General features: G+C 44.1%; 11 protein-coding genes. 4 read left to right on the forward strand and 7 right to left on the reverse strand.

Annotated features, from left to right (window positions below; all coding sequences use genetic code 11):
- Positions 1-25 precede the first annotated feature (25 nt).
- Complete coding sequence (locus ACQ4LT_RS03995) at positions 26-1,831, forward strand: FG-GAP repeat domain-containing protein (protein ID WP_445664727.1); 1,806 nt, start codon at positions 26-28, stop codon at positions 1,829-1,831.
- Position 1,832: 1 nt separating this feature from the next.
- On the opposite strand, the gene ACQ4LT_RS04000 is transcribed toward ACQ4LT_RS03995, so the two are convergent.
- Positions 1,833-2,417: a DUF6940 family protein gene (locus ACQ4LT_RS04000; RefSeq protein ID WP_445664728.1), complete on the reverse strand. Its 585-nt coding sequence runs from the start codon at positions 2,415-2,417 to the stop codon at positions 1,833-1,835.
- Between the two features lie 139 nt (positions 2,418-2,556).
- On the opposite strand from ACQ4LT_RS04000, the gene ACQ4LT_RS04005 reads away from it, so the two are divergent.
- Positions 2,557-2,928: an STAS domain-containing protein gene (locus ACQ4LT_RS04005; protein WP_445664729.1), complete on the forward strand. Its 372-nt coding sequence runs from the start codon at positions 2,557-2,559 to the stop codon at positions 2,926-2,928.
- A 139-nt stretch (positions 2,929-3,067) separates the two neighbouring features.
- Here the strand turns inward: ACQ4LT_RS04005 and ACQ4LT_RS04010 are convergent, their stop codons facing one another.
- From ACQ4LT_RS04010 to ACQ4LT_RS04030, 5 genes are all read right to left on the reverse strand, one after another.
- The gene (locus ACQ4LT_RS04010; RefSeq protein ID WP_445664730.1) at positions 3,068-3,259 is read right to left on the reverse strand and encodes a histone H1; all 192 of its coding nucleotides are present in this window, start codon (positions 3,257-3,259) and stop codon (positions 3,068-3,070) included.
- Between the two features lie 186 nt (positions 3,260-3,445).
- Positions 3,446-4,114 (reverse strand): hypothetical protein, encoded by a 669-nt coding sequence (locus ACQ4LT_RS04015; protein WP_445664731.1) that lies wholly within the window; start codon positions 4,112-4,114, stop codon positions 3,446-3,448.
- 15 nt (positions 4,115-4,129) lie between these two features.
- On the reverse strand, positions 4,130-4,837 hold the full coding sequence (locus ACQ4LT_RS04020; protein ID WP_445664732.1) for a cytidine deaminase: 708 nt from the start codon (positions 4,835-4,837) through the stop codon (positions 4,130-4,132).
- Positions 4,837-7,809, reverse strand: a complete 2,973-nt coding sequence (locus ACQ4LT_RS04025; protein ID WP_445664733.1) for a glycoside hydrolase family 3 N-terminal domain-containing protein — start codon at positions 7,807-7,809, stop codon at positions 4,837-4,839. The genes ACQ4LT_RS04020 and ACQ4LT_RS04025 overlap by 1 nt, the downstream gene beginning before the upstream one ends.
- Before the next feature lie 98 nt (positions 7,810-7,907).
- Positions 7,908-10,349 carry a penicillin acylase family protein gene (locus tag ACQ4LT_RS04030; RefSeq protein ID WP_445664734.1) on the reverse strand — a complete coding sequence of 814 codons (2,442 nt, stop codon included), beginning with the start codon at positions 10,347-10,349 and terminating at the stop codon, positions 7,908-7,910.
- 216 nt (positions 10,350-10,565) lie between these two features.
- On the opposite strand from ACQ4LT_RS04030, the gene ACQ4LT_RS04035 reads away from it, so the two are divergent.
- Positions 10,566-11,420 (forward strand): 3-hydroxyacyl-CoA dehydrogenase family protein, encoded by an 855-nt coding sequence (locus tag ACQ4LT_RS04035; RefSeq protein WP_445664735.1) that lies wholly within the window; start codon positions 10,566-10,568, stop codon positions 11,418-11,420.
- 134 nt (positions 11,421-11,554) lie between these two features.
- Here the strand turns inward: ACQ4LT_RS04035 and ACQ4LT_RS04040 are convergent, their stop codons facing one another.
- Complete coding sequence (locus tag ACQ4LT_RS04040; protein WP_445664736.1) at positions 11,555-11,875, reverse strand: hypothetical protein; 321 nt, start codon at positions 11,873-11,875, stop codon at positions 11,555-11,557.
- 176 nt (positions 11,876-12,051) lie between these two features.
- Between ACQ4LT_RS04040 and ACQ4LT_RS04045 the strand changes: the two genes are divergently transcribed.
- A complete protein-coding gene (locus tag ACQ4LT_RS04045) occupies positions 12,052-15,501 on the forward strand; it encodes an amidohydrolase family protein (protein ID WP_445664737.1) in 3,450 nt (1,149 codons plus the stop codon).

Here is a 15,501-nt window from a genome sequence, read left to right on the forward strand (position 1 = left end):
ATTCAACTTAATTGACAAAGAAATAATGTCTGCTCGATTTTTATGTTTTGCACTCGTATCCATTGCTATACTGATAGGTGGTTGTAGCGGATCGGGGGTATTGAGTCAGGAGGGAGAATCTGGGAAATTCCAAAAAACGGTTGCTCCATTTGCGGTTTATGATAGCACAGGAACTGCTATACAGCATCCTTTTTTAGGCGGATTTAATGCCCCTCGTCCACAGTTTGTAGATATAAACGGTGATGACGATCCCGATCTTTTTCTGCAGGAGAATTCGAACGATCTCATGTTTTTTGAGAATGAAGACTCGGAGCTGCGTTGGCAAACCGACCGTTTTCACGATCTGGATATCGGGGAATGGTATCGGTTTGCGGATCTGGATCAGGACGGGGATATGGATCTGCTGGCCGAACAGCCGTACAGCTATATTCGTTATTATCGCAATGATGGCACTTCCGACCAGCCCGATTTCACCTTAGTGACTGATACCCTCAAAGATGTTAAAGGAGAACCTATCTTTTCGGATCGGCAGAACATCCCTAATGTTACTGATATCGACTGCGATGGGAATCTGGATCTGTTTATAGGACGATTGGACGGAACCATTACACACTACGAATCGGTAGGGCGTGATGAGCGTGGAGTACCCCAATTTGAGCTGGTTAGCAGGAAATTTGAGGGGATTGAGATCGTCAAAGAAGTAGGTACCATGCACGGGGCCAATACGCTTACGTTTGTAGATATTGATGATGACGGCGACCAAGATCTTTTCTGGGGTGACTTTTTTGAGCCCAGTCTTTTGCTTATTGAGAATAGGGGATCGTGCAGCAATCCCGGACTACAGGGGGAGCCACAGCCGTTTCCGTCGTCTAACCCCGTAGAGTCCAGCGGATATAATGCCCCCACTTTTGCCGACTGGGGACAGGACGGTAAAAAGGATCTCCTAATTGGGGTATTGGGTGGAGCCTATAATGCAAGTCGGACGCTGGCTGAGAATCTCTATTTCTATAAGCAGAACGATAACGGACGATTTAACCGGCAAAGCAAACAGTTTTTGAACGGTATTGATATTGGAAATGAAAGCATCCCTGCAGCCGGTGATATCGATGGCGATGATGATGTCGATCTGCTGTTGGCAAATAAAATTGATCCCGGTGGAAGTAAATCATCGATTGTGTATACATTTGAAAATCGCGGTACAAAAGAAGACCCATCATTGCATAAGTCTGGAACGCTGAATCTGTCGAATGCCTATCATTATGCACCGGCATTGGGTGATCTTAACGGCGATGGCCTTGATGATTTGCTGTTGGGAACCTGGAAAGGACGAGTCGCTTACTATGAGAATTCCGGAGATGGATTTGAGAAAGTGGACGAATCGTTTGTAGAGCTGGAGCGGGGCAGTAACAGTGCACCTGCACTTGCTGATATAGATAATGACGGTGACCTCGATCTTTTTGTGGGAGAATCGGGTGGAAAAATCCATTTTTATCGGAATAATGGAACAGCCGAGAATCCCAATTTTGTTCTCGAAAAAGATTCGTTTACCAATGTTAAAGTTGCCCATCGGAGTACTCCCACGTTACATGATATCGACGCCGATGGCGATCTGGATCTGTTTATCGGAAGCAAAACCGAGGGGTTTGTATTTTATCGGAATACAGGTACAGAAAATAAGGCTGCGTTTAAAAAAGAGTCGCTCCCGATTTCTATTACGGCACCGCGATTGGCTGCACCTCAGTTTATTGATTTTGATGGTGATGGTTCCGCAGACTTCATTTCAGGCGGTCGCGGTGGCGGACTCATTTACTACCAGTGGAGCGGGCAATAAATTAACCCGTCGAGATATAGGGCTTATGCCGGTAGTATTTGGGATTTGAATCCAGCCGAATATGAAGCCATGCTACTCCACCGCCAGCGGTATTAAGCCAAATTGGTTGATTCGAAATAAGGTCATTGGTTACGCTTCCCACTGTTTGCCAAAACGCCAGCTGTTGCTCTTCGGGGGCATTCACAGTAAAAACGCCAATATGCGAATAGTTTAGCTGTTGGTCAGCGGGGGTGGGGGCAATTAATTTGGCATCCCCACCCAGATTATCAAAGACAACGACTTTTTTATCGAACTGAAAATATTGTCGAAATGGTCCGGGATCGGGAGGCAAGTCAATGCCGGGAGTGCGACTGACTACAAACTCAAAGGGTTGATCCAATGAATCTTTGGTAACAGGCGGCGTTTCCCAGTGATAGGCGCGAAAGGGTATGTTTGTTAACAGATCTATAAAAAACAGGCGGAATTCTTCTGCTGGTTGTGCCAATAGATCTAAATATTTTGCATAGCTCAGCTGATATTCGTGTCGGTAAAGCCGGTACTTGTAGGATTTGTCTTTTGCAATAGTTGTTTTTTCGAACCCGAACATGGTACTAATTTATGAGTGGGATTGTCAGATATTAAACCAATTTTAGTTTTATCGATCAAATTCACATACTTAGCTAAGTCTTGTATATTATGAGTTCTGAATTTAATTTGAGGAACAACTTAAAAAGAAAAACCAGCTTATGAATTATTCGATAAACGAGCGTTATAACTGTATTGTAGTAGAGTTTAGTGGTAACCTTATGGGAGGTCCGGATGCTAATAAATTTAACGAAGATCTGCATGATTTGATTGACGAGGACAAAAAAGAAGTAGTAGCAGACTTAAGTAACGTCAAGTTTATGAATTCCTCGGGGTTGGGAATTTTGATTGGCGGACTTACTACCATGCGCAATGCGGGCGGCGACTTGCGTATTGCCGGAGCCGATCAACGGATTGAAAGTTTATTAATGGTCACTAAGCTGATAACCGTATTCAACAGTTATAGAACGGTTGAAGAGGCTGTTGAATCATTTGAAAAAGAGCCGATAGGAGAAGAAGGCGAAGAGGAATAAAATTGATAAAATATTTCGGTTGTTTAGGTGCCGCAGGGTAAATTCTTGCGGCATTTTTATCTGATAATATCTATGCTTATCAAATAAAAAAGGCCGCTGAAAAGCGGCCTTTAGAAATTAAATAAGTGGATTGACCGAATTAAATTTCGTCAACTTTTCCAGTGTTTTTCCACTCTTGAATTTCCATTCGAATATCTTGCGCTTTCTTCTTCATAGCTTGAAGAGTTTTACGAGCGCGCGTACCTGCAGCTTTATTTCCCTTGTTGTAAAACTTATTAATGTCAGGTTCCAGTTCATCTAACAATTCACTCATTTCATCGTATCGGCTCATTATATGACTCCGTTTGATTAGTATTAATAATTAAAAAATTCGCTCGATGTGTATCCTTTTAATACATCGAATGGTCGAATCTATGTATATGGAACTGTTGTGTCAAGTAAAAAAGCCCATTTTAATTGATTAAATGGACTTTTTTCCAAAAATGTGGTGATTTACAATCGATCTACGGGAAATAAATCAATTTTTGCTGCTGTTGATGGTAATAGTTTGCTCTAAATTTGGCAATTGATTAAAATCCCGGGCTGTTGCAAGTCTTACGGGATGGTTAAAATTATTGAATTCATCCGGAATCTGATGTTCTCTAAACTCGGAATCCATTGTATCCCATCTTGGATCTGTTTCTGTTTTTCTATCCGTAAATATTTCCGATTCGTCGGACTTGGAAAAGAGAAATAGTTCATCGGCCTGTAATTCTTCGTATAAAAAAGTGGCAAAGTGTGGCAGAGATAGTGGTTCAATTTTATTTTCATCAGCGTTTTGAACCAGGGTGGAGAGTAGTAATACTGATTGGCTGGGTAGTGTATCCAAAAAGGAATGATCGAGCGTGAGCGTCCCATTTTGCTGGGTTATCAGGTTCCGCTGATAGGGATTAAGACCAATTGCAGATACCCCCTCATCAGCAAAAAGGGCAACCAGCCGATTGTTGAGATCTTTGATACTACGGATGGTTGCTTCATCTCGCATTACACCGGTTTGGATGATGCGCTCGGTGTATTCACTATCGGAATGAATAATAATGGAACGCAGATCGGAGTTACCTTGCTGTTGCGAAAGCGAACGGGCCAGGCTGGTTAGAAAAACGCCGTTATCTAAATGATCATAATCGATTGATGCAATATATTTCATATAAAATTGAGAGAATTATCTGTTCGAAAGTGATGAAGAACTAAAACTATGAGGAAGAAGATCTTCGCTAAAGTGAATGGATTCGGAATCGTCGGCATGATGCAGGTGAATTTGTTTCTTTGGCAGGTGTTCGATAATAACCTGTCGACAAGCACCGCAGGGACTACTGAATTCTCCTTTGCGGGTGTGTATTTCAAGGCTGATTAAATTCTCACTGCTAAAAGTTAGCGCTTTTGCAATAGCAACGCGCTCGGCGCAAAGTCCCATATTCCATGAAGTACATTCAATATTTACTCCCGTAAAATATCCCTGTTCTGTTTCTACTATCGCCGAAACCGGAAAATCCGACTCCCCGACCACAGCCAGATCCAGCAGTTGTTTAAGTTTTTTCCTCTTGTTGATATCGGAATCTAAAACCGGGTTATCGAAGGTAATATTTTGCAACTTGTCTTTGTCCAGGGGATAGGCAGTAAACCCGAATTCTTTTTCCCAGCTCGGAATCATAGATACATTTATTTCATCCGTAAAAAGATCAGCGGGCTGATGTCCTTCGCTGAGGCAGTAAAAAAGGGCATTCTGTGTAGCGCTAATACTCAGGGGATAACAAATATTTTCGATACGTACACCGGGGAACCACTTGCCGCTTTTGCTGCGAACAACGGCAACCGAAGCCTTTTTGGAATAGGGTACGTAATTTTGATCGTAAAGGTCGTTGATATCCACTACTCTATGATTGATGAAACAACCGCATCCGCAACTTTTGCTCGTATAGTGCTGATATTTTCACCGTATGATCGATACGGATACGTTCGATTTGTTAAAATGATAATTGCCAGATCGCGCTCGGGATCAATCCAGTAGCTGGTACCGGTAAAACCGAGGTGACCAAACGTTTTTTCACTGGTCAGGGATCCAGCCGTACTGTTTTTTCCGCTTTTTCGGTCAAATCCATAGCCCCGATTGGAATGTTTTGCTTGTCGCTTAGTAAATTTCTCTATAGTTGAGGGTTCCAGGTAACGACGTCCGGCATACCAGCCATCATTAAGTAGCATCTGGCAAAAAATGGCCAGATCTTTTCCACTCGAAAATAATCCCGCATGACCGGCAACGCCATTTAGGAAATAGGCCCGTTCATCATGTACCTCGGCACGGATCGTAGTATCCCGGTAGACTGTGTCAATTTCGGTAGGCGGAATGCGGGTTGTCAGGTGATTGCCAACCTGCTTGGGATTAAAGAAGGTAGACGACATTCCCAGAGGATAGTAGAACTTTTCCCGCACATATTGATCAAGCGGCTTGCCGGAAACTTGCTCAACAATTTCTGCGAGCAGAATAAATCCGAGATCACTGTATCGATAATCGCTACCCGTCTTATACGTCAGAGGCTCGGTTTTAATAGCTTCAATGATTTCTTCTTCAGATTTAAGGGAGTCAACATACACTCGAAAAGGGGGAAGGCCCGAATTGTGCAGCAAAAAGTTTGCTATAGTGATATTCTTTTTTTTGCCCTCCGAAAATTCAGGGATATATTTTCCAATCTTATCTTTGAGGCTGATTTTTCCTTCCTCAACCAGCTTCATTACAGCGACTGTAGTAGCCGTAACTTTTGTGAGTGAAGCCAGGTCATAAACCGCATCTTCTTTAATCGGGTTGAGCTTTTCGTATGTTTCATATCCAAATCCTTTTTGATAGGCAATATTTCCATCCTTAACGACAGTAACTACTCCGCCGGGAAAAGTGGAATCAAATATCGCCTCATTCATGATACGATCGATGTTGCGAAGGGAATCACGGGACAATCCCGATACTTCGGGTTCGTCGTAACGCACTGCTGTTTGTGGCAGATATAATCCATGGTTGATAGAATACAGGCCAGGAATACTGATGGGAAGTCGCCCGCTTATTTCCGATCCGCCAAACAGGGCCGGTACGGTACTTTTAACCTGACCGCCATTGGCCGACCACGCCAAAAGCTGTACATCAGTATCCGGCAGATCCTGAACCACGTATGGATTTCCAAAAGCGGTTAAAATAGAGGGCTTATTCTTAGTTAGCTTTTTTAAGAATGATAATTGCTCACTATCGAGTTGCACTTTTTCGCCCGACTTAACGTATATAAACGAGCCGATGATGATAAGATCCGCTTTGCGGGCATCTTCGATCATCTCCTGTTTTTCTTCTTTGCTTGTCCGTCGGTCTAACAGGTGAGCACTAATATCGGGATGGTAATCCCTGAGTTGTGAAACAAAAGAGGAACCGGTATACCCGCTTTTGCCATCCGATACAGACACAACCATTACTTTGGGATATTCGGATGCCCGTATCGGAAGAATATCATTATTGTTTTTGAGCAGTGTCAGTGATTTTCGGCTGATTTCATCAGCAATTAGGCGATTCTTTCGAGTGTTGATATTGGCGCTGAGAGATTCAATATCAACTTCTCTATTTTCAAAGAGCCCTTGCTGTTTTTTCCACTTGAGAAGTTTGCGCACGGAATTATCAATGCGTTTCTCTGAGATCTTGCCCGTACCAACAGCTTGTTCAATTTCGTGAAGAGCCGTCAGCTCATCGGGACTTAGAAGCATAAGATCAACACCGGCTTTAAGCGCTTGAATGACTGCCTGACCGGGAGAAAAATGGGAGGAGATGCCCTGCATTTCCAGTCCGTCACTGACGACGAGTCCATCAAAGTTTAGGCTGTCAGCTAAAATGCGATTAAGAACCGAGGGATCCATCGTAGCGGGTAGTGAGGAGTCGGGACTGAGGGCGGGGAATGAAATATGGGCACTCATAACGCTTTTTAAGCCATTGTTGATGGCCGACCGGAATGGTACGAGCTCAACAGAATCGAGGCGGGCAAAATCGTACTCAATGACAGGTAGCGACAGGTGAGAGTCGATGTCCGTATCACCGTGACCGGGAAAATGTTTCGCTGTCGGGAGGACGTTTTCTGATTCTGCACCTTCAATAAATTTATTGCCAAATTTTGAGACAATATCGGGATCGCCTGAAAAGGATCGTACATTAATGACCGGATTTAGGGGATTGTTGTTTACATCCAGTACCGGAGCAAAAATCTGATTTACCCCCAGAGCCGTGGCTTCTTGTGCGGTAACTTTACCCATCCAGTAAGCGTAATCAGGTTTTTGTGTGGCCGCAATGCCCATGGCAGGTACAAATCTAGTAGTACCATCAATGCGCATGGCGGCGCCGTATTCCATATCCTGGGTAACCCAAAGCGGGAGTTTTGAGGCCCGCTGTAGTTTATTGGTTAAAATTGCCTGACCATATACCGTTCCGTTAAAGAAAACGACCCCGCCAATATGATAATTTTGTATCTGGCGTAAAAGTTTTTGGTAGGTCTCGCTGTCGTTACTTTTGTAATACCCATAGGCGCGAACGAAAAACAGCTGTCCAATCTTTTCTTTCAGCGACATCTCGGCCAGCAATGAATCCACATTCACGGAATCCGCAATCTGTTTGGGTTGATCGGCCGTTGCTGAGGCCTCTTCCGGCTTGAGATTTTGCTCCGTAATTGTATTTAGCACACTTTTTTGCTGAATGCTCCCAACCGGCGATGATTTTGAAGTCGTTTTTTGGGAAGCGGAGCATGATTGTGTTGAGAAAAGTAAGACCGCACTGGATATAACCAGTAGTAATATGTTTTTAAGAGAAATTTTAAAATGTGTAGTCATGGATTTTCAAAGATGATATATACTGATACTAAATTGATGATAACATAGCTGAATGCCGATGCGGAATCAACATTGTCGAGACACCTAATTAATTAAAATCATTCGTCTTCAGGTATAAAGCTCATAGTCTTAAACTGATTTTCATCAAAAAAAGTACTGTCCTGATATAAAAATTTATATTGGCCGTTGAGCCAGCTTTCGGTTTGGTCTCCATAATACTGTGAAAGGGGATTTCCCGATTGACCGGTAGGATTGATAGACCAGGTTTTACTAAGATCAGAAAAGTCAATAATGCGTCGAATTGAAGGTCCCAGAACCATTTCGTAGGGATTATTCCAACTGTACTCTCCATTATTGATACTCATACCATGTCCGCTTACGGGATGGGGACCATTGTTGAGCAAGTTATTGACGATCAGTTGTAACGCTTGTGGGGCGTTGGGATCTTCGGCGGCTTCACCAAAAAGCTGGGGCTTAAAGGTAATGGTGTGTAGCTGTTCCCATCGCCACTCAAAGGGTTCGTCACCATAGTTTTGCTTCAGAAAATCAATAGCTTCCCCCATACTTTTCCTGATCATACCGTTTCGAGTTTCGGTAGTACCTTTGGTACTCACATCATCAAAAAAGGTACTGCCGTTCCGTAGAAAGTGGTTTAAAGTACGGATGGGCATCGAAGAGAATCGTACAAAATTCTGATAACCAGTTTCACCCATTTCATCAACAAAAGTATTTTCAGCGAGATGGAGTAAAAAGACATCCATGATAGAGGCGGCTGTTTCTGATTTATCATAGCTATAATCCCAGTTCTCCAAGTACGAAATAGCAGTCTCGAATTGCTGCTGATCGCTGTTTTTTAAAACTGGAAGAATGAGCTGCGAGAGATCTTTTGAAAACCTGGAATAGGTGTCGTTCTGCATCTGCTGGAACAGCTGGGGGGAAAGCTGTTCGTTTTCTGTCAAGTATTGCTCGATTCGACTGATGCGGGAATCCGGTTCCCAATACATCGAAATATAGTAAGGATAATCGTTGCTGACGGGAGAAGTATTGGCATTGGCAACCCAGCCGCGTTCGGGATTAATGACTGTTGGCAGCTGTTCATCCGGTACATAGCCCTGCCAGTCGTGTTCGGTATTCCAGCCTTTTCTTAGCAAGATTGGATTTTTATCCCGGATGGGAATGTTCGCCATTGATAGCTGGGCAATGTTGCCGGCTTTATCGGCATAGATGAAATTTTGTGCCGGTACTTTAAAGTTATAGGCCCCTTCCTGAAACTCATCAAAAGATTGCGCCCAGTTCATGGTTAACAATGCTTCAATTTCATTGGTTACCTCATAGCCGGTCCACTGCATAGAAATAACACGATCTTTCGTGTACTGCTGTTCGGGATATATATCAGAGATTACCGGGCCGTGATTGGTAAGCTTGCGGGTAAACAGCGTATCATCAGCTCCTTTTATTTTTATGACCTCTTTTTGGATTTCAAACTCATCATAAACCGCTTCGTTTGCAAGCGAATCGATAACGTATTCGTTGGGATTTTCGGGATTTATAGCTTCCGCAAAAAAGTCGGTGTCGTCGAGCATAATGTTTGTCAATGACCAAGCCAGATGATCATTTTGGCCTAAAATAACGATGGGTGCACCGGCAAGCGTAGCGCCTGAAAGATTTCTGCCGTTGACATTCAAGTGCGTTTCGTACCATTTGCCGGGCATATTCAATCCCAGGTGAGGATCACCTGCTAAAAGAGGCGCTTCGGTGGATGATTTTTCAGCGCTGATCGCCCAGGCATTACTGCCTACGTGCGAGCCCTGACGGCCCATAATTTTATTTAAACGTTCATTTTTTTCGACCAGCGGCATTAGCGTTTGAGCCCAGCTGGAGTCAGTCGTTCGATTTGATGAAAGAAATCGGTTGTCGGGCAGCAGTTGTGAAAACTTCTCTTCAGAAAGGTGTTCAGCGAAATAAGCATAATTAAGTTCTGATTTCCAGGCTAAGTTTAGTTCCCAGGCCATCATTCGTGCAAGGGCGATAGAATGCGTGGGGGTCCATGGAATGGGATCCATATCGGCCAGCGTAAATTGTATAGGCAGACTTCTGGGATTATTTTTGACATAGGAGTTCACTCCGGCTGAATAAGCTTGAAGTAAATTTTGGGTAGAGTCGGAGATGGTAGGAGCAATTTGTTGAGCTATTTCCCAAAAACCAAGGGTACGCTGCAGTTTATCGTAGGGAAGGAGGTCTTTTCCCAAAAACTCGGCAAATCGTCCTTCGGCTGCCATCTGGCTTAAAGTCATCTGCCAAAGCCGATCCTGGGCGTGGACGTATCCCAGAGCGTAATAGAGGTCGTGCTTATTGTCAGCATAAATATGGGGTACGCCGTGAGCATCCCAGTGTATATCAACCTGTTGATTAATTTTGGAGTGCTCTTGTGTAGCTTGATAGTTGGGCAGTGGACGATAGAATGTCCAGTAGATGCCCAAGCTACCGATCCCGACAGTTAAGATGAGTAGAAAAAGGACAATGCGTAAAAATTTCTTCATAAGTAGCGTAAAATAATTTTATACAGTCAGGAATGTAGCAAACATACCAATTAATGAGTAACCGGAAAAAGGGGATATCCCATTAGATTAATGCAGAATTAGACTTACTTAATAATGAATATTATTTAACGGGATAGAATCGTTGAAAATGCCTCAGAAAATTGATACTCTCTCTCATCAATAACCAACAACAAATTGCAATAAATGTTTAGTGATATGGATATTAAAAAAGTAGCAGTCATTGGCGGTGGTACCATGGGCAATGGCATTTGCCATGTCTTTGCCATGAATGGCATTCCGGTAAATTTGGTGGAGATGAATCAAGAGCTGGCAGAAGAGGCGTTGGCAACCATCGATAAAAACCTGGAGCGTATGGTTAAAAAGGAGAAGATCGATGCGGAGCAGAAAGTACAGACACTCGAAAATATTGAAACACATACCGAGACGAACGAGGCAGTCAAAGATGTGGATTTAGTTGTTGAGGCTGTGCCAGAGAATTTTGAACTCAAGAAGAAAGTATTTGCTGAAGTAGATAAAGCAGCGCCGAAGAAGACGATATTAGCATCCAATACCTCTTCGATCTCTATTACAAAGTTGGCCGCAACGACTTCGCGTCCCGAGCGATTTATTGGAATGCACTTTTTTAATCCCGTACCGATAATGAAATTGGTAGAAGTAGTGCGCGGACTTGATACCGATTCGGATGTCGTAGAAATGATCGAAGAGACGGCCGAGCTGTTAGGAAAGAACCCTGTAGAAGTGGCTGATTATCCGGGCTTTGTATCCAACCGTGTACTGATGCCGATGATCAACGAGGCGATCTATTGCGTATATGAAGGTGTGGCTGAACCCGAAGACGTAGATCAGGTGATGAAGCTTGGAATGGCGCATCCGATGGGACCGCTGCGACTGGCTGATTTTATCGGTCTGGATGTCTGTCTGGATATTTTAAATGTGCTTTACGAAGGATTCAAAGATCCCAAATATCGACCGTGTCCGCTGCTTGTTAAGATGGTGGATGCCGGCAAACTTGGGGATAAATCAGGAGAAGGATTTTATAAGCACGATTAGGGATTTATGGTATGTTGAACTTGTTTTAGTATATGTAATTCCTTTTCAAACCCGCAGGGTTTTCTTTCAGATAAGATGATGGATTAAATTCTATTAAGCTTTTTATAGAGAAACCCTGCGGGTTTTTATCTATCCTACCAAAACTTCCAAGAGTTGATATAGTGTTTAAGCCGATTGGTGAAATGCTTGCCTTGGAACCATCCAAAAACAAAGCATAAGATCAGGAGCGTATAAACCAAAACCGTGGTTAAACTGCTGGCAATTGTCGTTACGGCGTGATAACCGGAAAACATATAAATGGCTCCCAGTCCTACACCGGGAAACATCCAGAAGGCTACAATGTTAATTAGGGCAAATCCAAGAAAAGCGCCAAATAGGGCGTGGGTTATCCGTTCAGTTACTGTGGGAACCCGTTCATGATTTCGCTCATCGATTTTTAGATTGTTCTCACTCAATAGCAGTAGATTTATATAGGGTGAAAAGAGAAGTTTCGAAAAGTTATTGATAAATGAAAGAATCTCTTTGTAGTATTCTATTTTCAGTGAAGTGTAAAAAGATATTTCCCGTTTCCATTTTTATCATATTCTTGTTATTTGTTGAGGTCTAAACTTTTATTGAAAAAGGGATCTCTATGAAAATTTTTAAACCACTTCTTTTCATTGCCTTTTGCACGCTGATCAGTATTTCGAATAGTCAGGCAGAAGGCTTCGAAACTACAAATTTAAACCTAAGTTCACTTTCGGCCTTACAGTCTGATACGACTGATACCGCTACGACAAAAGAGACAGATCTGCCGCTTGATGCGGAACGCCTTATCAACATAAGTACCTCGGAAGGAACCTGGATATCGGTGGATGTGAGTCCGGACGGTCAGCAAATTGCTTTTGATCTGCTGGGTGATATCTACACCATGCCTTTTGAGGGCGGTGAAGCTGAGCAGCTTACCGACGGAATGGCCTTTGATGCGCATCCGAGATATAGTCCCGATGGTAAAGATCTGCTGTTTACCTCCGATCGAGACGGATCGGATGAGGTTTGGTACATGAATTTGGAGACTGAAGGGCTGCATCAGGTTACCAAGGGTAAGGACAATCGGTATCCTTCTGCTGAGTGGACATCAGATGGTGACTATATTATTGCGGCTAAAGGTGGATTGACCAACAAACTATGGATGTACCACAAAGATGGGGGAAGTGGCGTGCAACTTATTGATGAGCCCGAGAATTTAAGAACTATTGATCCGGCTGTAAGTCCCAATGGACGCTTTATTTACTATTCTCAGCGTATGGGAGCCTGGAGTTATAATGCACAGCTTCCACAGTTTCAGGTGGGGGTCTACGACCGCGAAAATGGAGAAACGAGTACAATTACATCCCGATACGGCTCAGCTTTTACTCCTGTTATATCACCTGATGGTAAGTGGCTGGTCTACGGATCTCGATATGAAGATCAAACGGGCTTGGTGATTCGTAACCGTGACAATGGTGATGAACGCTGGTTGGCCTATCCGGTGCAGCGGGATGATCAGGAATCTCGCGCCACGATGGGTGTTTATCCAGGGATGTCATTCACTCCGGATAGTGAGGAGCTGGTAGCCTATTACGGTGGAAAAATATGGAGAATCCCTATTGATGGCGGCGAAGCAAAAGAGATTCCGTTTGAAGTTGATACCGAAATAGAACTTGGCCCTCGTCTGGATTTTGACTATCCCATCAGTGATGATCAAGAGGCTATTGCAACCCAAATTAGAGACGCCGTGCCGTCACCGGATGGAGATCAGCTGACGTTTACAGTGATGAATAAATTGTATGTTATGGACTTTCCCGATGGTACTCCGCGTCGCGTTACGGATATGGATGTTACCGAGGCGCATCCCACGTGGTCGCCCGACGGTCGATGGATTGCTTTTTCAACCTGGGATGAAGATGAAGGAGGACACTTATATAAAGTCAGGCCAAACGGACAAAATCTCCAGAAACTTACCGAGCAGGCAGCTGTTTACGGAAGCCCTGCATGGTCGTACAATAGCGATCGAATTGTTTTCCTGAAAGGTGCCGCCGAAGATTATCACGACGGACTCGGGCCGGGTGCTTATTTTGGTTCTCTTGATGAAATTTCATGGATTCCAGCCGATGGAGGAGAGGCAACATTGGTTGCCAAGGCCGATGGACGAACCAATCCCCATTTTGTTAAAAATAACGATCGTATTTATCTCAATGATGATAATACGCTGGTTTCGATTCGATGGGATGGTACCGACGAGAAAGAGTATGTAGAGATGACCGGTATTACAACGGCTGGATTTGGTAATCAAAATGGCATACCGCACCAGGAGCGTATTCTTCATCCTGTTTCAGCCAAAGAGAATAATCCCCCAAGTGAGGCCTCACTGATTACGATGGCCCCGGAAGGGGATCAGGCGCTGGCGCAGATCAATAATGAGATTTATGTAGCTACGGTACCGAAGGTCGGTGATAAAATCGAAATATCAGTTGCTGATCCTGATAATGCTCAGTTTCCCGCGCGAAAGCTGACTGAAATCGGCGGTCAGTTTCCACACTGGGATACGGGCGGGCGTAAGGTGCACTGGTCGATCGGGAATGGACATTTTGTGTATGATCTGGATGAGGCCAAAGCTTTTGAAGACAGCGTGAAAGCGGCTCAAAAAGCAGAGGAAGAGCAGGAGAAAGAAGCTGCAGAGAATGAGGAAAAATCCGAAGAGAAAGAACAAAAAGATGAGAAGGAAAAAGAGGATGAGCCCGAAAAATACAGCCCGGAAGAATATCCAATTGAAGTAACTTACGAGCAGGATATTCCCGAAGGGGTCGCACTTCTGCGGGGAGCTCGTATCATCACGATGGATGGCGATGAGGTTATTGAAAAAGGAGACATTCTGATCGAAGATAATCGCATTAAAGAAGTGGGAAAGACTGGAACTCTTAATGCTCCTCAAGATGCCGAAGTGATTGACGTTTCTGGCAAAACCATTATACCCGGATTAGTGGATACGCATGCTCATATGTGGCCGACCTGGGGCATCCACAAAAATGAGATCTGGAATTACTGGGCCAATCTTGCCTATGGTGTAACTACAACACGGGATCCGCAGACCTCTACCACGGATGTACTTTCGTATAGCGATATGGTAAATGCCGGAAAAATGCTTGGACCGCGCGTGTATTCAACTGGACCGGGGCTCGGATACTGGGCATATGATATCCGTGATCTCGATCATGCCAAGGATGTAATGCGGCAATACAGCGAGTACTATCATACCAAGTATATCAAGATGTATATCGCGGGGAATCGTCAGCAGCGCCAATGGATTCTGATGGCCGCGAAAGATCAGAAGATTCTGCCTACAACCGAAGGTGCGCTGGACTGGAAGATCAACCTAAACCAGCTTATTGACGGTTATCCCGGACATGAACACAATTTTCCGGTGTATCCGATTTATGATGAAGTGGTTGATGTTGTCGCTGAATCCAAGATGGCGGTAACACCCACGCTGTTGGTTACGTACGGCGGACCGTGGGCCGAGGAATGGTTCTATGCCAATGAGGAGCCGTATAAGGATCCCAAGCTTTCGTTTTTTACTCCTTATGCAGAGCTGGCATCGAAGGCACGGCGACGAGGGTTCTGGGCTACTAAGGATGAACACGCTTTTTACAAGCACGCAGAGTTTATGAAAGATCTTGTGAATGCTGGAGGCTGGGGCGGTATTGGAAGTCACGGTCAGCTGGAGGGACTCGGTTACCACTGGGAGCTGTGGTCGGTACATTCCGGCGGCATGACTAATCATAACGCTCTGAAAGTGGCTACCATACTTGGAGCAAAGTCATTGGGCTTAGATCAAGATGTGGGATCCATCGAAGAAGGTAAGTTGGCAGATTTGGTTATTTTGGATGAAAATCCACTGGATGAAATCCGTAATACCAACACGGTCCGCTGGGTAATGAAAAACGGCCGCTTGTATAATGGTGAAACACTTGATGAAATTTATCCGCGTAAACGCAAAGCCCCTGAGCGTTGGTGGGGCAATGATAAACCCGCAGGAGGGTTACCCGGTATAAAAGAGTAA

It is taken from the genome of Fodinibius sp. AD559 (assembly GCF_052712805.1).